Raw genomic sequence first — 23,191 nt, 5'->3', positions numbered from 1 at the left:
CTTAAGGGATGCTTTTTTATTATTGATCCGAATCCAATAATTGCTTCAAGTCCTTGCCGTATTTGGAATTGGCCACTTCGGGAGGAAGACTTCTATAAATGGAATCCAGATATTTTATGTTTGCATCGGGAATTTCTTTTGCCGCAATATATGGGGCAATGTAGGAATCCGTATTGTTCAAAGCATAGTTTATGGAATAGGCATACGCGCGCTGAGTGTTTCTGGTACCTACGCGTTCTAAGGAATCAATGGTATTTTGGTCTGCATTTGCCTGTAATTGCGATGCCTTCAGCATAATCTCCATATTCCTTAAATTAAGGTTGGATAGTGCCTTTTGATATTCCTCGAGTTTTTCGTGCGTTGGAGATCCCTTTATTTCGGCCGTAGTGTCAAAAGTATTCCAGTCCGTATTAATGGTAATGGTACCTGGTTCGGCAAAAAAAGTTATCCGGTCGTTGATCACATTGTTATCCTTCTTATTTAGATACAGATAATAGATTTCCGGACTTTCCAATTCCGCTGAAAGACTGAAAGTTCCTTCACCATCAATTTCAAGGGAATCCACCGTTACAAGCGTTGTATCTATCAGGTGCTGCAAATAAAGCGTTCCCTTTTTTAAACCTCGAACCTTTCCATTTACCACAAGGTTGGCTTCCGTATCGCTTCCGCAGGAAACAAAAAATACAGCAATGAAGATATAGGCTAATTTTTTCACGTGTTATTTTATTCTTTTTAGGTTAGTTGAAACATCCATAACTATCGATTCCAATTCTTGGACATGGATGTTCCGTTCAAAATGATTCAGGGGGCAAATATCATTAAATTTTCAAAGAAAATACAATTCAAAAAGTAAATACTACAAACTGGAAGCTACCTCCATAAGATAGGCACATAACAGTGCGCCTGCCGTACCTACCACATAGCCCAAAACGGCCAATAAAACACCCACCGACGTTAAGGACGGATGGAATTCCGCTGCAACAACCGGTGCAGAAGCAGCGCCTCCCACATTGGCCTGGCTACCTACCGCCAAGAAAAAGTAAGGGGCCTTTATAAGTTTGGCCACTAAAATTAGCAATAAGGCATGGATAGCTATCCAAACAAAGCCGATGGCGATAAGGCCGGGGTTTTCCAAAACCTTACCCAAGTCCATTTTCATGCCAATCGTTGCCACTAGAATATAGATAAACATACCACCAATTTTACTCGCTCCGGCACCTTCATAGTTCTTAGCTTTTGTAAATGACATGGCAATTCCCGCACAGGTAGATAGTACTACCATCCAAAAGAATCCCGATCCCAAAAAGGAAAGAAAACTTTTTTTGTCGCTTATAGCCTCAAAATTTGATGTTAGGAATTCGCTAATATGGTCTCCAAAAAAATGGGAAATTCCCACAGCTGTAAATGCTATACATAACATAATCATATAATCCTGTAGTGTTGGTACACGGGTAATTTTTTCCGTAAACTCCGTTACCTTTAGCTTTAAGGTCTCAATGGTCGATGTATCGGCCTTAAGCCACTTGTCGATACTTTTCGTTTTGCCCACACCTAAAAGAATGACCGCCATCCAGATATTGGCGATTACGATATCGATTAGAACCATTCCCCCATATTTTTCTGGGTTGTACTTAAAAATTTCAAGCATAGCGGCCTGATTGGCCCCGCCTCCTATCCAGCTTCCGGCGATAGTAGCTAGCCCCCTCCAAACGGCGTCAAAATCGTTTCCGCCCACCGTTTCCGGAGAAAATATGGAAACCAGCAAAATAGCCAATGGACCGCCTACTACAATGCCCAAACTCCCCGTTAAAAACATGATCATTGCCTTTGAACCCAAATTACTGATGGCCTTAAGGTCGATACTTAAGGTCATCAATACCAGGGCAGCGGGTAAAAGATACCTACTGGCCATGAAATAAAGATTGGAAATATCGTCCGAAATCAATCCCGCACTGGCCATAAGTGCCGGTAAAAGGTAGCACATAAGCACGGCCGGGACGACGGAATAGAATTTTTGCCAAAATCCGGTCTTGATGCCTGAAGTAAAAAATATAAATCCAAGCGCAAGGGCCAAAAGACCAAAAACTACGGTATCGTTCACGATCAAGGGCTGGGGTATGGGGTTTTCCATAATACTATTCCTTCAGCACCAAATATACTTAAATTAGTAGATGTTGTTCAATGTATTTGGCGACCCCATCATCGGTATTGCTGGCGGTAACAAACTTTGCGATTTGTTTTACTTCCTCCCTTCCATTGGATACGGCAACGCCCCACCCCACGTTGCTCAACATTTCCAAATCATTATAATTGTCGCCAAATGCAATGACATCCTCCAAAAGCTCCCCGTTACGCAACAGTTTTTGTATGGCCGTTAGTTTGGATACGGATTTAGGTGAAATTTCGATAAGGGTATCGTTAGATCGGTATACATTAATTTCTTTCCCAAAATCTTCTTGTAGTATTGGCATTAATGCATCAGAGGTGGGTTTTGTACCCATCAACATGATTTTATGTACCCCACTTTTTTGGGTGGTCCATTGTTCCAGAGTGGTTTGGGTCGGTTGAAATACCGGGCTGGTCTTGGTATATTTTATTTCTTTTTCGACCCTTTCAGACATTCTGGGTACATGCCATTCGTCAAAGGCATATAGGCCCAATTCCGTCCTGTTCGCTTCACAAACTTCATGGATTTTACCTACCATATCCATTGGAATGGTTACCGAGAGCAGTTCCTCATCCCCATCCAGCACCAGTGCGCCGTTGAAACAGACAATGGGCTGTTCCAAGATGCCCAGGTCTTTTTGGATGTAGTACATGCCATTGGGCATTCTTGCCGAGACCAAAATGATTCTGGCTATTTCCTTGATTCTACTGAATTGGGAAATGGTGTATTTTGAAACATCGCTTTTAGTGGACAATAAGGTTCCGTCCAGATCAGAGCAAAGCAATTTGAACTTCATATCAAATATTTAACCAGTAAGATAATTTTAAATTTACAGACCTGAATTTTGGCTCGAATTGACTTACGGCATAGTTATCATTGTATACTATAAACAAGTCTGAAAGGGGTGCGAATCGCCATTGTAACCGGGAATTGATGCCCAAGTTATCCCGCTGATTACTATACTGAACCAAGGTTGACCAGAATATGGATTTACTAAAGGTAAGGTCCATCCGTGGACTAACCAGCCAAATATTGGCACTTGAATAGGGCAGCGGCAGATTTATTTGGTCATAATTGAATTGAAGAGAAATGGATGCCTTTGGTTGAAACCGCATGGTCATGGAGCCTTCCATGGAAAATCGGTTTCCATTAAAAAACCGGCCTATGGTAGACTGTAAGTCGTAGGAGAAAAGCTTTCGCTGATCGGATTGATAGCCGGCCTGGACACTATTGTAATGATAGTTTTGATTGGCCGGGAGCGGTATGGCACCTTCGGTCCGCGTTGGATCAAAAGTATCAAAAAGGAAGGTGAACGTGTTTGTGTATTCTATCTGTGCCTGCGATTGATTATTGAATTGGACTTGATAGCTATATTGAAGGTCATAATCCGTATTTTTAAAATCCATACTGGGGCTCCAACGTATATTTGTAAATGACCGTAGCGTATGGTTCTGGACAATACCTTTTCTTGGCCAGAATACCCGCTCTAAACTAAAGAGCGTCTTAAAAAGATCGGTTCTTCGCACAAAACCCAAATCTGAACGAAAGTCCTCATCTATAAAAGTACCTTTGGCGAATACATTTAATTTTCTGGTATTATATCGAATTAGAGCACTAGAAGCAAAGTTTCCCACATTATCATCAGGTTGAAAGGATTTATGGGTTATGAATGATCCATTCCAAGTATTATCCTTGGATGCCAGATTATAATCCACTCCTAAAACACGATTGTATTCATCTTCCCGTTCTACAAAATCATAATTTTTGAACGATTCCTTATTTATAAAAAATACTCCTATGTTAGACCGTGAGAAAACACGCTGTTGCAATGCCAGCATCGTATTATTGTTCGATGGAATTTCATTTTCCAAATCCTCTGCCGTCTGTATGTTCAATAGCCCAACCCTGAGATCGTTGGTCAGCTTTCCGCTAAGCCGTACCCCACCAATAATATTGTTCTCTATGGTATTCCCAACGGTGTCCCTAGCGATACCAATACGTCTTGAAAAAAATGGACTAAAATCAAAACCGTTTCCAAAACTTGCAAAGAGATCATTGTTGTCAATAAAAAATTGACGACGCTCCGGTAAAGCAATTTCAAAACGGGTGAGGTTGGTAATAAAATTATCCACCTCTACGGTGGAAAAGTCGGGGTTTATAGTGAGATCCAGATTTAAGCTGTTTCCAACGGAGACCTTGGCATCTGCACCTACCTTAAAATTGTCCAGGTTTTCCCCATTGTCAAAATCCCTGGCACTAATTCCGTTTACATAGGGTATAATCGCAAAAGGAGTCCTGGATTTGCCAAGAGGCTTCTCAAAAAGGATTTCTCCCATAAAAGCAAGATTATAAATAAGTTGGTTCTGGGGAATCCTTGTCCAGGTGCTGCGTTCGTTGGATTGCGTTTCAATGCGGTACGAATTGAAGCGCCATTTGGTAGCACCTTCCTCAAACTTTAGAGAGGTGAGGGGAATGACCATTTCTGCCGTGAAGTAATCATCATAAATCTTGGCATTGCCTTTCCATTTTACGTCCCAGGACAGATTAAAATCGTCCTGCGAAGCACCTCCGTTTGCAATGAGACCTTCACGGCGTACGCCATAAGGGTTGATTCCAAAAGAAAAAGCGTTGGTGCCATCATTGAAGGTATCAAAAACGAGCGTAAAGCTATCACTTCCACTTCCTCTAAAATCTCGCTGCAATGATTGGGTGGCATAATTTTTTCCGCTGGAATAGGCCTTGATTCCTACGTATAAATTCCTTTCGTCATACAGAATCTTTATTTGGGATTGCTTTTTGGCCTGAATGGAATCCAAAGGAAAATACTCCCAAAAATCTTCCGCCGCATCGGCCATGGCCCAAATGGGTTCGTCCAATAGGCCATCAGGAGTGATTTCCTCGGTAATGAACTTGACGGTGATCTGTTTCGTATGGTCTTGACCCAAGACATACATCGAAATGATACATACAAGAAAGTTTAGCGTAAATTTTTTGGTAGAATTTTTGGACATTCTTCGGTTTTTAATCGGTTTGGAGAAAATACCGGGCACGACCCGTTATATGTTCAACCAATAGGTGAGTTTTAAGTTGATGGACCTATATTTTGGTTCGATGATATTTACCGAGTAGTTATCGTTATAAACAATGAACAAGTCTGAAAGCGGTGCAAAACGCCATTGTAGCCTTGAATTTATGCCCAAGTTGTCCCGTTGGTTGCTGTACTGAAATAGCGTAGTCCAGAAAACCGACTTACTGAACGTAAACCCAAACCTAGGGCTTACCAACCATAGGTCCGCACTGGGATAGGGGTCGGGCAAGGTGATTTTGTCATAATTCACGTTCAGGCCAATTCTTACTTTGGGCTGGATACGTAAGGTGGCCTCTCCGCCAATGGAAAACCGTTCCCCGTTGAAAAAATTCCCCAAGGAGGATTCTCCCTGAAAGGCAAAAACATTTGCCTCATTGGATTGGTAACCTACCGTAAAGGTTCCAAACCTATATTCCTGGTTGCCTGGAAGTTCTATGGCACCTTCGGTCCCTGTTGGGTCGAACGGTTCAAATAGGTATATGTAACTGGAGGTATAGCCCGCACCAAACTCCGTGAAATTCTTCAATACGAAATTGTAATTGGCCTGTAGATCATAATCGGCCAGTTGGTAATCCAGGGAGGTGCGCCAGTTGGAAATGGCAAAAAGCTCCAATCCATGGTTGTTGATAGTACCCGTTTTGGGCCAATATAGGCGTTCAAGACCTGAAACGGCCTTTATGATGTCCGTTCTGGGAATAAAACCCAAATCGGATCTGAAATCGGCATCGATATAGGCCAGATCTACAAACGAGTTCCAATATCTTGAATTATAGCTCAGAAGGGCTCCGGCGGAAATGTTACCTTCATTATCCCCAGGTTGAAAGGATTTATGGAGGTAATATTTTCCAGACCATACATTGTCCGCACTGGCCAAGTTATAATCCACTCCAAGGACCCTGTTATAGGCATCATCCGGCGATAAAAAAGGTTCATCCCCAAAGGCCTGCCTATTAAGAAAGAACATGCCTATGTTAGATCGCGCGAACACTTTCTGTTGTAGCGCTAGCATCATATTATTATTGGATGCCACTTCCTGTTCCTCGTTTCTGGCCGTTTGGATGTTCAATAGGCCTAGGCGCAAGTTCTTGTTCAGTTTACCACTGAGCCGAACGCCACCTAAAATGTCGTTCTGCACCGAATTTCCCAAGCGGTCCGTGGCGATACCGATACGTCGGGAAAAAAATGCGTTGGAATGCCTTCTACTGCCAAAATCCCCAAAAAGATCATTATTATCTATAAAAAACTGACGCCGTTCTGGCAGGGATACCTCAAAACGGGTGAGGTTGGTGATGATGGCATCTACCTCCACATTGGAGAAATCCGGATTTACGGTAACATCCAGGTTCATTCCGTTCCCTATGGCTATTTTGGCATCGCCGCCAACTTTCAACGTTGTATTACTGACATCTGAATTGAAATCCTTATCTGACAAGAGGTTCACATAGGGAATCAATGCCAATGGGGTCCTGGATTTTCCCAAGGGCTTTTCAAAATACATATCGCCCATAAAGGCCAAGTTGATAACACTTTGGTTCTGTGGGATGACGTACCAATTGCTGCGCTCGTTGGACTGCATATCAAAGCGATAACTTTGGAAACGCCACTTGGTCTCACCCTCGGCAAATTTTAGGGAGGTCAAGGGAATGGCCATTTCGGCGGTGTAATAGTTATCGTATATTTTTGTTTCAGCCTTCCATTTTACGTCCCAGGAGGTCGTAAAGCCGCTTAGGTCCTGCCCACCTCCCGAAATAAGGACTTCGCGACGAACACCATAAGGGTTTATTCCAAAAAGAAAAGCGTTTGTTCCATCATTGAAGGTATCAAAGACCAAGCTTATATTGTCATTTCCACCTGCCCTAAAATCACGTTCCAGGGAGGGTATTACGTAATTTGAGCCCGGGGTGTGAACGGTCATACCTATATAGAGGGTCGTGTCATCCGTTAGCATACGGATATCTGTTTGGTATTGGGCCGGTACATCATCCGATGGGAAATACTGTTGAAATTCGCCCGCGCTTTGCGCAAAGGTCCATACAGGCTCGTCCAAAATACCATCCAATTGTATTTTTTCGTTCGTGTACTTTACAGTGAAGGATTTTTCTGGAGTTTGGGCGTAAAGTGAAGCGCCTGTAAGCAACAGTGCTACTATACTTTTTAATTTGGTCATTTTGGTTTGGAAACTTTGGCTAACAAAGTTAAAGGTTTGTACCGTTAAAAAAACCCTAAAAAACTATTCCTTTTTTTTCTTGGGTTCTCTTTTCGCATCTTTTAGGCATTGCATCAACATCCACTCAATTTGACCATTGGTACTACGGAACTCGTCCGCGGCCCATTTTTCGATGGCGTTGAGCATGTCCTCGTTTACCCGCAATGCAAATGCTTTTTTCTTACTCATATTCCTGTTTACTGTCCATCAGCAAATAAAATGACCCTTGGGATATTCAAATTCTTGATTCAAACTTAATGCGTTCAAAATTAAGTCAATAGCTTAATCTTTACACATTTACTATTATAGAGGTATTTGACTTACCATGACAAATCCCTCGATGAGGGTTTCATCGGTTTTTGTCCCTTTCAAATACGATACGGCTCCGGTCATGGTCCAAATCTACGACCCTCCATCCCTGTCTGCCATATTCGTTCAGGGTGTCCTCCAAACGTTGGTTATTATTGGTTAGGCCTACGGACCAGCTTATTACTTTATATTCTTTCACAAATTTAAATTTTAGTAATTCCCTGATTAATATTATAAATTGACTATTAGTTATAAATCACAACCTTGTTTGGCCTCGAGCCTTTCGTTTTGCTGCGCAAGGTGCGTTCAAAGAAAACATGTTTTCTTTTCACCCAATGCTCAGGATAAACAAAAGTCAAGAGGTAATTAACCTATTGCTCCAATATGAGGTCTCAACTGCGCTCGACCAGACATTATAGTGAGTATATGATTAGTTGGTTACATCCAATTATAACTATAAAATTAATATTCATTAGCTATCGGGAATACACAATAATATTCAGAAAAAACACATGTCAGTGATTTAACGTACCAGCATTTACGATGGGTGATGCATCCTTGTCGGAACATAGGACTACCATCAAATTGCTGACCATAGCGGCTTTGCGTTCCTCGTCCAAATCTACCAATTCCTTTTTACTCAGTTCATGCAGCGCCATTTCTACCATACTTACGGCACCTTCCACAATTTTATGCCTTGCCGCCACAATGGCCGTGGCCTGTTGTCTTTTTAGCATGGCATTGGCTATTTCCTGGGCGTAGGCCAAATAACCTATACGTGCTTCCAACACCTCGATACCGGCCATGGCCAACCGCTCCTGTACCTCCGTTTCCAAAGCTTCGCTCACTTCGTTGACACTGGAGCGTAAGGTGATATCCTCATCCAAACCTTCGTCGGCAAAGTTGTCATACGGATACATACTTGCCAATTTTCGTACGGCGGCATCGGTCTGTACCCTCACAAAATTCTGATAGTCGTCCACATCAAAAGCGGCTTTGTAGGTATTCGTTACCCTCCAGACCAAAATGGTACTGATCATTACGGGGTTCCCCAATTTGTCATTCACCTTCAATCGTTCGCTATCGAAATTGCTGGCGCGTAAGGAAATCTTCTTTTTGGTGAAAAAGGGGTTTACCCAAAAGAATCCGTTCTTCTTGATGGTGCCCACGTATTTCCCAAACAACAACAGGACCCTGGAACCATTGGGGTTCACCAAAACAAATCCACCAAGACTTAGGACTGCTAGTACAATTAGAAAAATACCCAAGTAAATTCTCAATAGAGCAATGCCCCCAATGATAAGCCCTAGAACAACTAAAATCATTACATAGCCATTGATAGGGCTATAGTTTTTTTCGTTTGACATGGTACATGATATTAAAATGATATCATAAATATATCAAAAAAAATTAAAGTCGGCCTTTTTTTTCCAATTAATCTTGCCCTTTAAATTTCCGGGTCTTTTTCTTATTCGGGTTTTTAAAGAGTCTTTTGAAGAAGCCATCCCGTTTTATTGGTTCACAATCCAACATTTCTTGAACGCGCCCGCTTGGTGCGGGAAATCTTGCTCGGGTTATGTGGTTGAATTGTTCGTCCTTGTTCATTTTTTGCAATAATAGGGCGTACATTGGCAATGCCGCATTGGCACCTTGGCCGATAGATGTATTCCTAAATCCAATTTCATGATGGTCCAGACCTACCCATGTTACATGCAAAAGGTTTGGAGAAAGGGCAACAAACCAGGCATCCTTATTATTTTGCGTGGTTCCCGTTTTTCCTGCTATATCGTTTGATAGTTTATACGTAGACCGAATCCGTGAAGCGGTTCCGGAATTTATAGTCGATTTCATCATTTCCATCATAATTTGTCCGTTTTCGGCCGAAAAGGCGGCATTTTCACTTTTTTTCGGTTCAAAGCTTGCCAGAAGGGAATCCTGTTGGGTAGTGATGGTTTTTATCAATAAAGGTTCCACAGATCTACCCTCATTCATATAACTGGTATAGGCTTTTGCCAATTCAATCAATTTGATTTCTCCCGTACCAAGGGCGATGGAGGGTTCGCTCGGTAGTCTTTCTTCGATTCCCATTTTTTTCGCAAGGGCAAGTACTTCATCGACACCTGTTTTTTCCATAACCTTCACGGCAATCGTGTTAACGGATTTGCTAAGTCCCTCCTCCATGGAATAATTGAGGTAGGCCTCATCGATGTCTCCGGAATTACTTGGGGACCAACCTTTTAAATTTTCATATTCTACTTCCTGAGCTGAAAAATAAGTGCAGGGTTCTATCCCCTGTTCTAGAGCCGCGGTGTAAACGAACGGTTTGAACGTGGAACCGACTTGGCGTTTGCTCTGGGAAATATGGTCGTACTTAAACTGCTTGAAATCCACCCCGCCGATCCATGTGAGCACTTCACCGGTTTTGGGATTAAGGGATATGGAGCCTGTGTTCAAAAACTTCATGTAGTGCTGTATGCTGTCCATGACACTTAATTCCTTTTCCGTTTCTTCCTCCCAGGAGGTTATCGTCATTTTTCGTTTGCTATGTTGCAGGCTGTCAAAAATTTCATCATCGGTGAAGCCGTCTTTTTTTAGGTTTTTATAAGCTGTACTTCTTCGGGCTACCGTTTTTATGAGGTTTTTATCCGTTAACCATGGGGCATTTTTTCCGTAACTTTTTTCAAAATCGCTTTGCAATCGGCCCATATGCTCCACCATACTTTGCTCCGCCAGTTGTTGCATTTTATAATTTAGGGTGGTATACACTTTTAGGCCCGATGTATAAATGTTGTATTCCTTTCCTTCCTCATTTTGTGTTTTGGTCCACTCCAGTAATTGCTTGCGTACTTCTTCCCGAAAATAAGGTGCCAAGCCCGAACTATAATCGTAATCCCTATAATCCAAACCGATATCCAGTTGTTTGAGGGCATCATATTCCGTTTTCGAAATAAAATCGTTCTTGACCATCGTGGATAAGACCAGATTTCTGCGTTCCCTGCTTTTTTCCGGGAATATTCTTGGATTGTAACCGTAGGTAGCCTTCAGCATGCCTACCAGCGTAGCTGCTTGTTCCACCGATAGGTTTTTTGTTCGGGTATTGAAAAATTTTAAAGCGGCACTTTCAATGCCAAAGGTGTTGTCGCCAAAGGAAACGGTATTTAGGTAATGGGTAAGGATTTCATTTTTATCGTAGATATCCTCCAATCTGCCGGCAATGATCATTTCCTTGATCTTATCGACCACGATATTTGTTTGCTTCCTGTCCCTCCTAGGATACAGGTTTTTTGCCAATTGCTGACTGATGGTACTTCCTCCTCCAGACGATTCGTCACCCAAAAGTATGGTCTTTATACCTACCCTGAACAGACTTGGGTAATCCACTCCGGAATGTTCATAAAAGCGCTCGTCTTCAATGGAAATGAGGGCCTGTAAAAGGTGTTCCGGGAATTCATCAAAAGTAATGGGCTGTCTGTCGTTGAGGTAATATTTTCCGATCAAGACGCTATCCGCCGTAAATACCTCTGAAGCCACTTGGTACTGAAAATTGGAGAGTTCCTTTTTATTGGGGACACTTCCCCAAGCTCCCAAATAGATGCTACCCACAAAAATTACCGTCAATACCAGGAATCCCGCGATTCCTACAAAAAAATACCTGAGAAACGGCGGTTTGATTTTACTTAGTATCTTTTTTATTCCCTGCATGGGTGCAAGTTCCCACTTAAATTTAAGCTGACCTGACTTTTAACAATACCTTAAAACTTGTTGCCCTATTTTTGCCAAAACCGAATTCCATGAAGAAGTTCACGTTCATTTTACTGGTCGTTATACAATCCGCTTTCGCCAATGACGCAATCTGGTCCAAAACCGGGCATCGGGTGGTGGGCGATGTGGCCCAGGACTATTTGAGTAGAAAGGCAAGAAAGGCCATTGATGCCCTACTGGATGGCCAAAATTTGGCAGCCGTTTCCAATTTTGCCGATGAGATCAAGGCCGATAGAAAATACAGTGAATACAGTGCCTGGCATTATGTCAACTTCCCAGCGGACAAGGAATACAGGGACGTTGAACCCAGTGAATATGGGGATTTGGTCATAGGAATCAACAAGTGCATTGAAATATTGACTTCGCAGGAAAGTTCCAAGGAGGACAAGGCTTTTTACTTGAAATTTCTGGTGCACCTTATTGGGGATTTGCACCAACCGATGCATATTGGTAGGCTAGAGGACAAAGGAGGAAACGACATCCAGTTGCAATGGTTTGGAAGGGGCAGTAACCTACATCGGGTATGGGATTCCAATATGATTGACGACTATGGAATGAGTTTTACGGAGCTTTCAAACTCCTTACCAAAGCTTACCAAGCAGCAGGTGAAGCAAATTCAGCAGGGCGATATCTATGATTGGATCGAGGAGACCCAGGAAATTACGAACGAAGTCTATGATTCCGTAGCAGTGGGTGAGAAATTGGGGTATCAATATAGTTACCGATGGTGGGACACTGTTGAAAACCAATTGTTAAAAGGGGGCATACGATTGGCGGCGGTCCTGAATGATATTTTCAAATAGAACTAAACTATCTTTTTGAAATTTTGTTTCCGCTAATGTTCTTCTGACGGGAGCTCTTGAATCGTCCGGACACATTTTCGCGTAAATTTCGGTGTTTGGTGGCCCTTCCCTGAACCCTTTTACGCCACATGCGAAAACTACTGGGTTTCATTTCCCTGCGCATGATCTCTATGGTTTCCTGTTCACTTATACCAAACTGGAAGGTGATGGCCTCAAACGGAGTACGGTCCTCCCAGGCCATTTCTATGATTCGGTCCAATTCCCTTTCTGTAAATTCCTTTGACATAACAATACAAATATACAAAGCCTAAGGCAAAAAGGGTTTGGCATGACCTTTGAAAATATGTTGCTTAGGTAGAAACCCCAACGAGCAGATTAGTATTGGTATGCCCTGGTATTAAAGATGGTCGGTCTACAAAAAGGCATAAAAAATAGGTCCTCTGGGCCGATTTTTTTATTTGATTATCCTAAACGTCAGGTTTATCCGTTCCCCAATAGGTTTGGCCGTTTTTGGAATCTGATGCTTCCAAGTATGTTGGGTCTCACCCTGCATCACCAACAAACTGCCATGCTCCAATATCATTTTGTGCTTTTCAGAAGGGTCTATGTTGTGTTTTAGATGGAACATGCGTTCCGCACCTAGACTCACTGATGCAATTACAGGGTTTTTACCCAGTTCCTTTTCATTATCGGCGTGCCAACCATTACTATCCTTGCCATCCCTATATAGATTTAGTAAACAAGTAGTAAATTCTGGGGAAACATACTTTTCTATTTCCGATTTTATTTCCAATAAAACTTTACTGAAACGATGGGGTTTCATGGTAATGTTGGAATAGGAGTAGGGCCTTCCATTATTTCCATACAATGCGGTAAGTCTTGGCTGGGCGTAAAACTTTCCGAATACTTTAATATCATCCTGTTGCCAGGGTGTTTCAGACCTTAACTTTTTGAAATAGGTATCCGCAATTTTACTAGGAATAAAATTTGGGTAATATCGTATATCACAATCGGGCAAATCCAATTGTGAGTATTCCTTGTTTTCTGGCATCAGACCAAAACGGCTTTTAGCTCATTCCTATATTCACTGGGATTCTGTCCCGTAAATGCTTTGAACGACTTATTAAAGTGGGAAAAGTTGTTGAATCCACATTCAAAACAGACTTCCGTGATGCTCATGGGTTTTTCCGCCAATAATTTAGAGGCATGCACCAAGCGGTATTCATTTACAAATTGTACAAAGGTTTTATTTGTAAGCTTTTTAAAATATCTGCAGAAAGACGGAATGGTCATGCTCACCATGGAAGATATTTCCTCCAGCGTTATTTCTTCCTTGAAGTTGTTCTTTACATGATTGAAAACGATGTTGATGCGGTCATTGTCCTTGACATCGGTTGCCAAGGAAAAACCATCCGCATTCAGGAGTTTCATTTCTTGTGAACCGCCCAATTCGTTCAGAATGTTCAGAATACTCAAAAGACGTTGGAAATCGGTCTGATATTCCAGCACCTCCATTTTATCGCCTATTTTTCTTTTGGTCTTCCCATAAAAGGCGATTCCTCCACTCGCTATTTCAAACAACTTTTTGATTTTCTTCATTTCGGGAATGGTAAAAAAGTCGGTTCCCAAAAAATCGAGCTTCATCTGTACTACGGTTTCACTGGTATTGCCCGTGAGCGCATCGGTAAAACCGCAATGGGGAAGATTACTGCCTATCAATATCAGATCGCCATCGGTATAATAGGAAACATGGCTTCCAATTTGGCGCTTACCGGAACCGCCGTTTACATAGACCAGTTCCAATTCTGGATGGTAATGCCAAACATTGTTCTTGTTCACGCGGTGCTCATCGAACCTTTGATAGGTAAACGAATGCCCAAAATCTGGTTCAATAGCCTCAAACGTAGGTTTTTGTGTAATCATCTATTTGGTGTTTACTAATGTAAAGTTAGATAACCTTTTTTGCAGGTCACTTTGCAAAATTAACCCAAATATGTGGAAAATTAACATTACTATATTAAAAGTGTGTTAAGGTTGGTAAAATAGCACATAAATCGGAAAAATCCGCTGTAGTGGCAACGACATAACGGGTGTATGTTTGTATCGTAAATTATTAATTAATCCTTTAAAGTAATTTATTATGAAAACAATTGTAAAAATCACAACCGTAGTTGCCTTTATGTTCGCTACAGTAGCGGGTATGGCAAGAGAGCCCAAATTGGACGTTGTTACCCTAAGTAACTCCAAAAGTGTCCTATTGACCTTGGACGCACTGGACCAAAGTGTCACTGTTAGGCTTTTGGATTCGGATTCTAATAGTATCTATTTCGAAAAACTTTCAAAAGGTCGTTTCAGTAAAAAACTGAATTTGAAAGATTTGGTAGATGGGTATTATTATTTGGTAGCCGAAAGCGGACTAAAAAGCAACATGTACACCATTTCCTTGAAGGATGGTATCATCGAGATCATCGACTCTGAGGTAGATGCCAAACCTTTTTTTAGAAAAACAGAAAATAGGGTCTTCATGAACTTTTTGAACTTGGATAAATCTGAGATTTCCTTAAAAGTTTATGACCAAAACTATAGATTGGTGTTCTCCGAAACCGTATCTGATAAACTTATTGTAGAAAAGGCCTTTAACTTTCAAGGAGCCTATCCGGGAAGTTATATGGTAGTAGTATCCGATGATACCAAAACTTACAGTGAAGAATTTGTTGTTAATTAAGTTGGTTTAAGTTAATTTCAAGAAAAGGGGGCTGGAGAGCCCTCTTTTTGTTTTTATACGTTTAGGTAAGCGTACGCCCAGTACATCAAAAGGAATTGCAACGGAATGCGCAGTAATAATAACCATTTTGGAAATCCGGCCGATTCCTTTTCGCCCTTGAGCATATAAAAGTGGACCAACAAAAAAACCGATAACATGGCCATAATTCCATAAATAGCTAAATCTTTGGTTTCCTGAAAGCATAGTCCAATGCCCAAAAGGATTTCAAATACGCCACTTAGGAGTACCAAAAATTTTGGAGAGGGTAGATAGTTGGGCATGACCCGCAAGTATATTTTGGGCCGTATAAAATGCATGAGGCCTGCGAACACATATAGCGCGGCCATCAAGTACAAGTGCCAAGGAAAATGAAGTTCCATTAAAGGTATTTTTGCATTCTTTCCTTTTTATACAGGGGTACTGCCGGATTGTCCATAAACCTTTGCAGCAAGTCCTTCGGCTTTTCTTTTAGGAACATCAGTTCATAGAATTCCTGGACCGTTAAGGTGTTCTCCGATTGTTGAATCAATTTCAGTTCATCGCCCATACGTACTTCCCCTTCCTCCAGAATTTTCACATACGTTCCGGGGTGATTCTGATCGATGAATTCTTTCAGGATTTGTTGGGTGCCAAAGCGGATTCCCAACTTGTAACATGGTTCCCTGGGCTGGGAAACCTGAACCAGGGCACTACCCATTTTATAAACGTTCCCTATACGTATTTGGGACTCATCCAATCCGGTAATCGTCAAGTTTTCCCCGAACATCCCCCAATTCCATTCATGGTTAGGGTATTTTACCTTCCAAAAAGGGTACTGATCCGCGGAAAAAAGATAACAGGCCTTGTTCTCCCCCCCATGGTTTACCCTATTGATAATCGTATCCTTCTGAACATCGCTTTTGGTCAAGAACAATTTTTCAGATGTGGGAAATTTAAAAATGCCCGTCTGTTCTTCGGTGCCGTTCCAAACAAAGGTTCTAGGCTCGTTGCAGATATTGGTGGAGATTATCTTCATTGTGTGAAGATAAAAAAAACCACCAGAAGAAATCTGGTGGTTTACAATTTTACTGGATAGTTGCTATACTTCCTTTTCCAACTTTTTGGTAAGATAGAAACCTAACAATAATCCAATTCCGGCCATTAAAAATATGGATCCGGGATAGGCAACACTCTCTTCGACTCCCAAACTGTAGACCATAATCGAAGCTAAAAAGATTGCACAACCAATTCCTATGAGCAGAAGGGAAAGGTTTAAAATTAGGATTTTCCAAAAGGGCGCGGCATGTTCCTTTTTTGTTTTTACAAAAATACTGGCATCGGCACCTTTTTCTATAAGAGCCATGCGTTCTTTGTTTCTAGTTGAAAAGAATAAATAGGCTATTCCAAAAATAACCCCAAAGATTAACGTGAAAATAATTACTTCTCCTCCCATTGATTTGTTTTTTAATTGATAAATAAACTGTTTACTTCTTTGACGACGATAAATTTCCATAGGTTACAATTTTTTTAGTTTTTCTTTAAAACTGTAACCTTTGCCTAAAGCAGTTCGTCCAATAAATGTAAATGAACAAGCCTAGCGACCAACTATTGATAGAACGTGCCCAAAAAAGGGATATATCCGCTTATGAAAAATTAGTGGATAGATATAAGCATATGGTCTTTACTTTGGCGCTAAGGTTGGTTGGAAATAGGGAGGATGCGGAAGAGGTAGCACAAGATACCTTTATAAAGGTATATAGTGCATTGACTACATTTAAAGGAGAGAGCAAGTTCTCTACCTGGTTATATAAAATAGCCTATAGAAAGGGTCTTGATTGTCTTAAAAAACATTAATCGCAGCCCCAAACGAAAGGTTTTGATATGCAAGATACATCTGCCTTGTACCTATCTCCGGAAATATGGAATAAAATAGAAATAAAAGAAAGAAGAAAGACAATAAAAAGGGCTATAGAGGAACTGGATAATGAAGATAGTGTATTAATAACCCTATTTTATTATCAGGAGCTTTCCCTTGTTGAAATTTCCGAAATAATAGGTATTGAAGCCAACACCGTAAAGGTGAAAATACATAGGGCCAGAAAAAAATTGGCATTAATTTTAAGAAATTCACTAGAACCGGAAACAATTCATAGCTATGAAAGAACAAGAAGATAAAGTATTGGATTTATTCCTAAAAAACGCAATCAAAGAGCTAAGACCTGAAGAAGTTTCTGAAAATTTTAATGAAAGACTGTTTCAAAGGATAGCACAATTAAATACAAAGGAATTAAAATACAAGCCTTTAATATCCAAAACAGTGTGGTTCTCACTTGCGCTTGTACTCATAGGCCTTTTAGGATTTGGATTCATTATGGAGCCAAATACCAACTTTTGGCTTTTTTCTTTAAAATACAATACAATTGGTAATCTAGATTTTTTTGATGTCCGATTGAGAGAAATCAAGTGGAATTCGTCCAGTTATGCTGTGCTAGGATTCGTCATTTTTATCTTGTTTCAAATTCTTTTTTTAAAGCATTATTTTTCTAAACACAGGGTGATAATCTAAATATGGGGATTTAAAATTTATTACTACATTTAAATCCATGACCTTCCTATCCTTTTTACTCTTCACCGGTTTTGTCGCTTTCTATGCGACCTACCAACTTCGTAAGGATAAACTAAATACCAAGGACGGTTATTTTTTGGGAGGTAGGTCCTTAACAGGCATCGTAATTGCGGGCTCTTTGTTATTGACCAACATTTCTACGGAGCATTTGGTGGGTATGAACGGTTCCTCTTATAGAAATGGGGCCATAATCATCGCCTGGGAGGTAACCTCAGCACTCGCATTGGTCATTGGGGCGCTCTATTTTGCTCCTCGGTATTTGAAAATGGGACTTACGACCATCCCAGAATTTTTGGAAAAACGGTTTGACGGCCTAACTCGGACCATCGTGGCCATGCTCCTCATTATTTCTTTTGTCGCTACGTTATTGCCCATAGTTCTATACACAGGTGCGCTGAACATTGAGGCTATTTTTGATATTTCCAACCTATTGAACCTAAGTAAGTCGCAAGGTATTTGGGTGACCATTTTAATAGTGGGCACTATTGGGGCCATCTATGCCATTTTTGGGGGACTCAAGATGGTAGCATATACGGATACCATCAACGGCTTTGGTTTGTTGGTCGCTGGTCTGTTGGTTCCCATTTTGGCACTCTTGGCCATTGGCGAAGGAAATTTATTCCATGGTTTGGGTGAGGTTTTCAACAATAGCCCGGAGAAGTTCAATGTAATCAGCACGGAATCCGGAGTGGGGGAAGGGGCAAGGTCTGCCATTCTACCTTTTGAAGTACTGTTTACGGGACTGATGGTCAACCAAATCTATTTCTGGACCATGCACCAGTCGATAATTCAACGGGTGTTAGGGGCCGTTAGCTTAAAGGAAGCACAAAAAGGATTGCTTTATACGGGATTGTTAAAAATATTGGTACCGCTGATCATTGTATTGCCAGGGCTGATTGCCTTTTATTATTTTGGGGATTCGTACTATGACAATCCGGATAGCGTATATCCCATACTTGTAAAAAAAGTGATGCCCCTTTGGCTGACCGGTTTCTTTGTGGCGGTCATGATGGGCGCTATTTTGAGTACCTTCAACAGTGCCTTGAACAGTGCGGCTACCGTTTTTAGTTTGGGAATTTATAAGCGTTACATTTTTAAGGAATCCAGCGACCAAAAGTTGGTAGGCATCGGGAAGTGGACCTCCTTGCTGCTGGCCGTTTTCGCAATTGGAATTGCTCCATTTGTGGCCAATGCACCTGACGGTCTGTACCAGCTCCTACAGCAACTGAACGGAATTTTCTTTATTCCCATTGCCAGCGTCATTACGGCCGGCTTTCTTTTTCCGCGGGTTTCAGCGTTTGGGGCCAAGGTGGGACTCTGTTTCGGACTTGTTTTCTATGTCCTCATGTACTTCATTTTGGAGGTGAACCTACATTTCGTTCATATTTGGGGCATTGAGTTTGTACTCAATATCGGCATTATGCATTTGGCTTCTCTGTATCGGCCTACAAAAGAACGATTTTCAATACAGGATGCCAACGTCTTGGATTTGAAACCATGGAAATATGCCAAACCTTTCAGCATTTTTCTTGTCCTAGTAACGGTTCTTATTTATTTTTTATTGGGAAATGTCTAGAATTGAGTAATTTGTTGTATCAAATTTAATAATCTCGAAAAAAAACGGTACAACCGGTTGAGCTGTTATATCGAGTGGAGTCGAGATGCGAGATCTAATTTATAAGTGATATTATGGAAGAAAAAACATTCAGGAATTACGATGCGCCCGATGTCTCCGTGGCCGTAAAAGAACATTATAGAAAAATGCGTCAAAACCAGACCTACGATTATGTGAAGCGCATGCATAAAAAACACCTCACTTTTGATAAGCCGATGGACCTTTGGGAAGCCATGGGACACTTGAACAGTTTGATAGATGTGAGCGATCCCGATCTCGATCTTCCCAATGTACAGCACCTGATTCAGAGTGCGGAGGCCATTAGGGCGGATAATAGACCCGATTGGATGCAGCTTACCGGACTTATCCACGATCTAGGTAAGATCATGTTCATGTGGGGCAGTGATGCCGATGGGACAAGTCAGGCCGAGCAATGGGGCATGGTGGGCGATGTATTCGTTGTGGGATGCAAGTTGCCTTCTTCCTGCGTATATCCCGAATTCAATGCCTTAAACCCTGATATGACCGATGCACGTTACAATACAACTACCGGTATCTATGAAGAAGGCTGTGGGTTGGACAATCTGGAACTTGCTTGGGGACATGATGAGTACCTGTATCAGGTACTAAACAACCACAAGGAGAATTCATTACCCGACGAGGCAATGGTGATGATCAGATATCATTCTTTTTATCCGTGGCATAGTGGCGGTAGTTACAAGGAATTGACCAATGAAAAGGACAAGGAATATCTTGAGATCATCAAGGATTTCAATAAATATGATTTGTATACAAAAAGTCAAAAGATATATGATCTAGAGGATGTGCGGGAGTACTACCAGCCCATTGCCGAAAAATATTTGGGTAAAGGGCCTATTTATTGGTAATTATAATTGAAAAATTAAAAAGGGCCTCATCATTGAGGCCCTTTTTTATAGCTATGTTTCCTACTTTACCTCTCCTTTAGAGAGGTCAAAACTGTATGGCAGTTTTGGGAGAGGCTCCTATTTCACCATTTCATAACTCCGCTTGATAAAGTTCGTTAAGTCCGCACCCTTTAAAAGGCCCTTGGAAAGTTTGGCCAAATCCAAGGATTGATTGATCAAACGCTCTTTTTTCTTGGCGGTCTTGGTATTCAGGATTTCGCCTATCAATTCATGATTGGTGTTTACGATGAGGTTGTACATCTCCGGCATATGGCCCATCCCGAACATTCCGCCTCCGGTCTGTTGCATTTCCTTCATACGGCGCAGGAATTCCGGCTCCGTGATCACGAATGGGGAAGCATCGCTATCCATGGCCTCCAATTGTATGGTATAATTGCTTTTTTCACCAAAAACAGCCTCCAAGTCAGCTTTTAGCTTTTCCTTCTCCTCATCGGATAATTTGGAGATTTGGGTATCCTCTTTTTGAATCAGCTTGTCGATATGGTCCGCATCCACCCTGGCAAAGGATATTTTCTCTTTGGTCGTTTCCAGTTTCTGCATCAGATGGCCGATAATGGGCGAATCCAACAACAATACCTCATAACCCTTGGACTTGGCGGTCTCTATATAGCTATGCTGCGCCTCTTTATCGGAAGCATACAGAATGACCAATTTATCGTCCTTGTCCGTTTGGTTGGCCTTGATTTTCTCCTGTAGCTCCTCAAAAGTATGATAGGCACCATCAACGGTTGGATACAATGCGAATTTGTCCGCTTTTTCAAAGAACTTGTCTTCGGACAACATACCGTATTCAATGACGATTTTAATATCATTCCATTTCTTTTCAAAATCCTCACGGTTGTTTTTGAAAAGGGAAGTCAGCTTATCGGCAACCTTTCTTGTAATGTAAGAGGATATTTTCTTAACCGCACCATCGGCCTGTAGATAGGACCTTGAGACATTCAAAGGAATATCCGGTGAATCGATGACACCACGCAGCATGGTCAAGAATTCCGGTACAATACCTTCCACATTGTCAGTTACGAAGACTTGGTTCTGGTACAATTGAATCTTATCTTTTTGTATGTTCAGGTCGTTCGTAAGCTTCGGAAAATATAGGATTCCCGTCAAGTTAAAGGGATAATCCACATTCAAATGAATGTGGAACAGCGGTTCCTCGAACTGCATAGGGTACAGCTCTCTATAAAAACTCTTATAATCTTCGTCCTTTAAATCCGTTGGCTGTTTGGTCCACGCCGGATTTGGATTGTTGATGATATTGTCCACTTCCTTGGTAGGGGCGGGATCGTCCTCTTTGGCACCTTCGGGTTTGGGCAAGGTCTCCGTTTTGGTCCCAAATTTAATGGGGACCGGCATAAACTTATTGTATTTTCTTAATAGCTCACGAATCCTACTGTCTTCCAAAAACTCGGTGGAATCGTCGGCTATATGAAGTACGATTTCCGTTCCGCGTTCTTTTTTGTCCGATGGTTCAATGGTAAAGTTGGGTGAACCGTCGCAGGACCAATGCACTGCCGGTTCGTCCTGATAGCTTTTCGTGATGATCTCCACTTTATGGGCGACCATAAAGGCGGAATAAAACCCGAGTCCAAAGTGCCCAATAATACCGGCATCCTTGGCGGAATCCTCATACTTGTTGATGAACTCCTCAGCACCGGAAAAGGCAACCTCGTTGATGTATTTTTTAACTTCTTCCTCGGTCATACCCAGACCTTGGTCAATGACGTGAAGTTTTTTTCCTTTTTTGTCGACCTTAATTTCGATCAACGGATTGCCATACTCCACTTTTGCCTCTCCAATAGCGGTTAAATGCTTTAGTTTAAGGGTAGCATCCGTAGCATTGGATACCAATTCCCGAAGAAAGATTTCATGATCGGAATACAAAAACTTCTTTATGAGCGGAAATATATTGTCTACCGAAACATTGATTTTACCTGTAGCCATTATTTTGAATTTTTATATTAGTTGCAAACACCTTTGGACAAAAAAAATACCATACTTAAAGAAGGTGACAAACTGACACCCTGGTAGAGCACAAAACTTTAACAAAACTTTTGTTTAATTATTTTTCATAAACATTAAACATTATTTAATTTTACTTGTGATTAGGAAAGAAAATGCTATGAAAAAGTTTTAATCATAATCACGTTTGATTATTTATTGGTTAGGTTGTTTGAAAACGTGCTTTCCCCCCGAAGGCACGTTTTTTAGTCTAAAATCAATACATTTTTTGCTATAAATCTTTACACGCAATACTACATATTATGGCTACCAAGAATAAAAAGATTACCAAGGAAGAAATTATTTCAAAGTACATGGACTATGTTTTGGAACAGGAAAAGGAGCCCAAAACGGTCTATAAATTCTGTAAGCAGCATGAAATTCCGGAAGCGGATTTCTACAAATTCTTTGCCTCCATTCCCGCTATCAAGAAGGGTATTTGGGACACCTTTTTCACCAATACGCTTGCATTGATGCAAGAGAACAAGGACTATGAATCCTTTGCAAATAGGGACAAATTGTTGACGTTTTTCTACACATTTTTCGAGATGTTGACCCTCAACAGAAGTTATGCCCTCTTTACATTGAACCAAGGCGGTAACCAGCTTAAGAACATGGAGCAACTAAAGGGATTGCGAAAGCACTTGAAGGAGTTTGCCAAAGAGTTGATTGCTGATGGTAATAAGCAAAAAACGTATAAAATAGCCAAGCACAATCCTTCTATTTTTTCGGAGGGAACTTGGGTGCAATTCCTTTTTCTGTTAAGATTTTGGATGAACGATGAATCCCAAGGATTCGAAAAAACGGATTTGGCCATTGAAAAATCCGTAAATACGGTATTTGACCTTTTTGACAATACTCCATTGGACAACATCGTAGATTTTGGGAAATTTCTTTACAAGGAAACATTTGCTTAACCTAATT

Annotated in this window: 22 protein-coding genes and 1 pseudogene; 7 read left to right on the top strand and 16 right to left on the bottom strand. The window is 41.2% G+C overall.

Annotated features, from left to right (window positions below):
• Positions 1 to 19: 19 nt before the first annotated feature.
• The 9 genes from ACZ41C_RS02385 to ACZ41C_RS02345 all read right to left on the bottom strand — a co-directional run bounded on the left by ACZ41C_RS02385 (position 20) and on the right by ACZ41C_RS02345 (position 11,472).
• Positions 20 to 715, bottom strand: coding sequence for a DUF4369 domain-containing protein (locus ACZ41C_RS02385; protein WP_464564066.1), 696 nt, complete (start codon positions 713 to 715; stop codon positions 20 to 22).
• Between the two features lie 141 nt (positions 716 to 856).
• Positions 857 to 2,131, bottom strand: a complete 1,275-nt coding sequence (locus ACZ41C_RS02380; RefSeq protein ID WP_464564064.1) for a DUF819 family protein — start codon at positions 2,129 to 2,131, stop codon at positions 857 to 859.
• A 28-nt stretch (positions 2,132 to 2,159) separates the two neighbouring features.
• Positions 2,160 to 2,963 (bottom strand): Cof-type HAD-IIB family hydrolase, encoded by an 804-nt coding sequence (locus tag ACZ41C_RS02375; protein ID WP_464564062.1) that lies wholly within the window; start codon positions 2,961 to 2,963, stop codon positions 2,160 to 2,162.
• Between the two features lies 1 nt (position 2,964).
• Complete coding sequence (locus ACZ41C_RS02370) at positions 2,965 to 5,178, bottom strand: DUF5916 domain-containing protein (protein ID WP_154918564.1); 2,214 nt, start codon at positions 5,176 to 5,178, stop codon at positions 2,965 to 2,967.
• A gap of 45 nt (positions 5,179 to 5,223) precedes the next feature.
• Positions 5,224 to 7,422 carry a DUF5916 domain-containing protein gene (locus tag ACZ41C_RS02365; protein ID WP_464564060.1) on the bottom strand — a complete coding sequence of 733 codons (2,199 nt, stop codon included), beginning with the start codon at positions 7,420 to 7,422 and terminating at the stop codon, positions 5,224 to 5,226.
• A 63-nt stretch (positions 7,423 to 7,485) separates the two neighbouring features.
• Positions 7,486 to 7,650, bottom strand: a complete 165-nt coding sequence (locus tag ACZ41C_RS02360; protein WP_138259267.1) for a type II toxin-antitoxin system antitoxin — start codon at positions 7,648 to 7,650, stop codon at positions 7,486 to 7,488.
• A gap of 160 nt (positions 7,651 to 7,810) precedes the next feature.
• Positions 7,811 to 7,969, bottom strand: a complete 159-nt coding sequence (locus ACZ41C_RS02355) for a DUF4177 domain-containing protein (RefSeq protein WP_154918566.1) — start codon at positions 7,967 to 7,969, stop codon at positions 7,811 to 7,813.
• Positions 7,970 to 8,285: 316 nt separating this feature from the next.
• Positions 8,286 to 9,137, bottom strand: a complete 852-nt coding sequence (locus ACZ41C_RS02350; RefSeq protein ID WP_138259265.1) for an SPFH domain-containing protein — start codon at positions 9,135 to 9,137, stop codon at positions 8,286 to 8,288.
• A gap of 67 nt (positions 9,138 to 9,204) precedes the next feature.
• The gene (locus ACZ41C_RS02345; protein ID WP_464564057.1) at positions 9,205 to 11,472 is read right to left on the bottom strand and encodes a transglycosylase domain-containing protein; all 2,268 of its coding nucleotides are present in this window, start codon (positions 11,470 to 11,472) and stop codon (positions 9,205 to 9,207) included.
• A gap of 89 nt (positions 11,473 to 11,561) precedes the next feature.
• On the opposite strand from ACZ41C_RS02345, the gene ACZ41C_RS02340 reads away from it, so the two are divergent.
• Positions 11,562 to 12,335 carry a S1/P1 nuclease gene (locus ACZ41C_RS02340; protein WP_464564055.1) on the top strand — a complete coding sequence of 258 codons (774 nt, stop codon included), beginning with the start codon at positions 11,562 to 11,564 and terminating at the stop codon, positions 12,333 to 12,335.
• 7 nt (positions 12,336 to 12,342) lie between these two features.
• Here ACZ41C_RS02340 and ACZ41C_RS02335 read toward each other — a convergent pair whose 3' ends face one another.
• The 3 genes from ACZ41C_RS02335 to ACZ41C_RS02325 all read right to left on the bottom strand — a co-directional run bounded on the left by ACZ41C_RS02335 (position 12,343) and on the right by ACZ41C_RS02325 (position 14,258).
• On the bottom strand, positions 12,343 to 12,621 hold the full coding sequence (locus ACZ41C_RS02335) for a TIGR03643 family protein (protein WP_138259262.1): 279 nt from the start codon (positions 12,619 to 12,621) through the stop codon (positions 12,343 to 12,345).
• A gap of 168 nt (positions 12,622 to 12,789) precedes the next feature.
• Entirely contained in the window at positions 12,790 to 13,386 is a 597-nt protein-coding gene (locus ACZ41C_RS02330; RefSeq protein WP_464564052.1) for an alpha-ketoglutarate-dependent dioxygenase AlkB family protein, read from the bottom strand.
• Positions 13,386 to 14,258, bottom strand: coding sequence for an AraC family transcriptional regulator (locus ACZ41C_RS02325; RefSeq protein WP_125223991.1), 873 nt, complete (start codon positions 14,256 to 14,258; stop codon positions 13,386 to 13,388). Before ACZ41C_RS02325 ends, ACZ41C_RS02330 begins: the two co-directional genes overlap by 1 nt.
• Before the next feature lie 217 nt (positions 14,259 to 14,475).
• On the opposite strand from ACZ41C_RS02325, the gene ACZ41C_RS02320 reads away from it, so the two are divergent.
• The gene (locus tag ACZ41C_RS02320; RefSeq protein WP_138259260.1) at positions 14,476 to 15,060 is read left to right on the top strand and encodes a hypothetical protein; all 585 of its coding nucleotides are present in this window, start codon (positions 14,476 to 14,478) and stop codon (positions 15,058 to 15,060) included.
• 53 nt (positions 15,061 to 15,113) lie between these two features.
• On the opposite strand, the gene ACZ41C_RS02315 is transcribed toward ACZ41C_RS02320, so the two are convergent.
• From ACZ41C_RS02315 to ACZ41C_RS02305, 3 genes are all read right to left on the bottom strand, one after another.
• Complete coding sequence (locus ACZ41C_RS02315) at positions 15,114 to 15,479, bottom strand: DoxX family protein (RefSeq protein WP_138259259.1); 366 nt, start codon at positions 15,477 to 15,479, stop codon at positions 15,114 to 15,116.
• Positions 15,479 to 16,114, bottom strand: coding sequence for an MOSC domain-containing protein (locus tag ACZ41C_RS02310; protein WP_138259258.1), 636 nt, complete (start codon positions 16,112 to 16,114; stop codon positions 15,479 to 15,481). The genes ACZ41C_RS02315 and ACZ41C_RS02310 overlap by 1 nt, the downstream gene beginning before the upstream one ends.
• Before the next feature lie 63 nt (positions 16,115 to 16,177).
• Complete coding sequence (locus tag ACZ41C_RS02305) at positions 16,178 to 16,531, bottom strand: DUF6249 domain-containing protein (RefSeq protein WP_138259257.1); 354 nt, start codon at positions 16,529 to 16,531, stop codon at positions 16,178 to 16,180.
• Between the two features lie 131 nt (positions 16,532 to 16,662).
• Between ACZ41C_RS02305 and ACZ41C_RS02300 the strand changes: the two are divergent.
• The 4 genes and pseudogenes from ACZ41C_RS02300 (at position 16,663) to ACZ41C_RS02285 (ending at position 20,206) form a co-directional block, all read left to right on the top strand.
• Positions 16,663 to 17,253 (top strand): annotated as a pseudogene (locus tag ACZ41C_RS02300) (RNA polymerase sigma factor).
• Positions 17,234 to 17,644: a hypothetical protein gene (locus tag ACZ41C_RS02295; protein WP_464564048.1), complete on the top strand. Its 411-nt coding sequence runs from the start codon at positions 17,234 to 17,236 to the stop codon at positions 17,642 to 17,644. The pseudogene ACZ41C_RS02300 and the gene ACZ41C_RS02295 overlap by 20 nt, the downstream one beginning before the upstream one ends.
• 37 nt (positions 17,645 to 17,681) lie before the next feature.
• Positions 17,682 to 19,280 carry a solute:sodium symporter family transporter gene (locus ACZ41C_RS02290; RefSeq protein ID WP_272637723.1) on the top strand — a complete coding sequence of 533 codons (1,599 nt, stop codon included), beginning with the start codon at positions 17,682 to 17,684 and terminating at the stop codon, positions 19,278 to 19,280.
• 113 nt (positions 19,281 to 19,393) lie between these two features.
• Positions 19,394 to 20,206 (top strand): inositol oxygenase family protein, encoded by an 813-nt coding sequence (locus tag ACZ41C_RS02285; protein WP_464564046.1) that lies wholly within the window; start codon positions 19,394 to 19,396, stop codon positions 20,204 to 20,206.
• Between the two features lie 117 nt (positions 20,207 to 20,323).
• Here the strand turns inward: ACZ41C_RS02285 and htpG are convergent, their stop codons facing one another.
• Positions 20,324 to 22,210: a molecular chaperone HtpG gene (htpG, locus tag ACZ41C_RS02280; RefSeq protein ID WP_464564044.1), complete on the bottom strand. Its 1,887-nt coding sequence runs from the start codon at positions 22,208 to 22,210 to the stop codon at positions 20,324 to 20,326.
• A gap of 320 nt (positions 22,211 to 22,530) precedes the next feature.
• On the opposite strand from htpG, the gene ACZ41C_RS02275 reads away from it, so the two are divergent.
• On the top strand, positions 22,531 to 23,184 hold the full coding sequence (locus tag ACZ41C_RS02275) for a TetR family transcriptional regulator C-terminal domain-containing protein (protein ID WP_464564042.1): 654 nt from the start codon (positions 22,531 to 22,533) through the stop codon (positions 23,182 to 23,184).
• Positions 23,185 to 23,191: the final 7 nt, after the last annotated feature.

It is taken from the genome of Maribacter sp. C-4077 (assembly GCF_055378385.1).
The sequence above is the reverse complement of the archived record's forward strand: the minus strand, read 5'-3'. Positions and strand labels throughout refer to the sequence as shown.

Excerpts from the sequence above, each read along its gene's own strand:
- ACZ41C_RS02380 (WP_464564064.1), bottom strand. The coding sequence starts at position 2,131 with ATGGAAAACCCCATACCCCAGCCCTTGATCGTGAACGATACCGTAGTT.
- ACZ41C_RS02375 (WP_464564062.1), bottom strand. The coding sequence starts at position 2,963 with ATGAAGTTCAAATTGCTTTGCTCTGATCTGGACGGAACCTTATTGTCC.
- ACZ41C_RS02370 (WP_154918564.1), bottom strand. The coding sequence starts at position 5,178 with ATGTCCAAAAATTCTACCAAAAAATTTACGCTAAACTTTCTTGTATGT.
- ACZ41C_RS02365 (WP_464564060.1), bottom strand. The coding sequence starts at position 7,422 with ATGACCAAATTAAAAAGTATAGTAGCACTGTTGCTTACAGGCGCTTCA.
- ACZ41C_RS02360 (WP_138259267.1), bottom strand. The coding sequence starts at position 7,650 with ATGAGTAAGAAAAAAGCATTTGCATTGCGGGTAAACGAGGACATGCTC.
- ACZ41C_RS02350 (WP_138259265.1), bottom strand. The coding sequence starts at position 9,137 with ATGTCAAACGAAAAAAACTATAGCCCTATCAATGGCTATGTAATGATT.
- ACZ41C_RS02345 (WP_464564057.1), bottom strand. The coding sequence starts at position 11,472 with ATGCAGGGAATAAAAAAGATACTAAGTAAAATCAAACCGCCGTTTCTC.
- ACZ41C_RS02340 (WP_464564055.1), top strand. The coding sequence starts at position 11,562 with ATGAAGAAGTTCACGTTCATTTTACTGGTCGTTATACAATCCGCTTTC.
- ACZ41C_RS02335 (WP_138259262.1), bottom strand. The coding sequence starts at position 12,621 with ATGTCAAAGGAATTTACAGAAAGGGAATTGGACCGAATCATAGAAATG.
- ACZ41C_RS02330 (WP_464564052.1), bottom strand. The coding sequence starts at position 13,386 with ATGCCAGAAAACAAGGAATACTCACAATTGGATTTGCCCGATTGTGAT.
- ACZ41C_RS02325 (WP_125223991.1), bottom strand. The coding sequence starts at position 14,258 with ATGATTACACAAAAACCTACGTTTGAGGCTATTGAACCAGATTTTGGG.
- ACZ41C_RS02320 (WP_138259260.1), top strand. The coding sequence starts at position 14,476 with ATGAAAACAATTGTAAAAATCACAACCGTAGTTGCCTTTATGTTCGCT.
- ACZ41C_RS02315 (WP_138259259.1), bottom strand. The coding sequence starts at position 15,479 with ATGGAACTTCATTTTCCTTGGCACTTGTACTTGATGGCCGCGCTATAT.
- ACZ41C_RS02310 (WP_138259258.1), bottom strand. The coding sequence starts at position 16,114 with ATGAAGATAATCTCCACCAATATCTGCAACGAGCCTAGAACCTTTGTT.
- ACZ41C_RS02305 (WP_138259257.1), bottom strand. The coding sequence starts at position 16,531 with ATGGGAGGAGAAGTAATTATTTTCACGTTAATCTTTGGGGTTATTTTT.
- ACZ41C_RS02295 (WP_464564048.1), top strand. The coding sequence starts at position 17,234 with ATGAAAGAACAAGAAGATAAAGTATTGGATTTATTCCTAAAAAACGCA.
- ACZ41C_RS02290 (WP_272637723.1), top strand. The coding sequence starts at position 17,682 with ATGACCTTCCTATCCTTTTTACTCTTCACCGGTTTTGTCGCTTTCTAT.
- ACZ41C_RS02285 (WP_464564046.1), top strand. The coding sequence starts at position 19,394 with ATGGAAGAAAAAACATTCAGGAATTACGATGCGCCCGATGTCTCCGTG.
- htpG (WP_464564044.1), bottom strand. The coding sequence starts at position 22,210 with ATGGCTACAGGTAAAATCAATGTTTCGGTAGACAATATATTTCCGCTC.
- ACZ41C_RS02275 (WP_464564042.1), top strand. The coding sequence starts at position 22,531 with ATGGCTACCAAGAATAAAAAGATTACCAAGGAAGAAATTATTTCAAAG.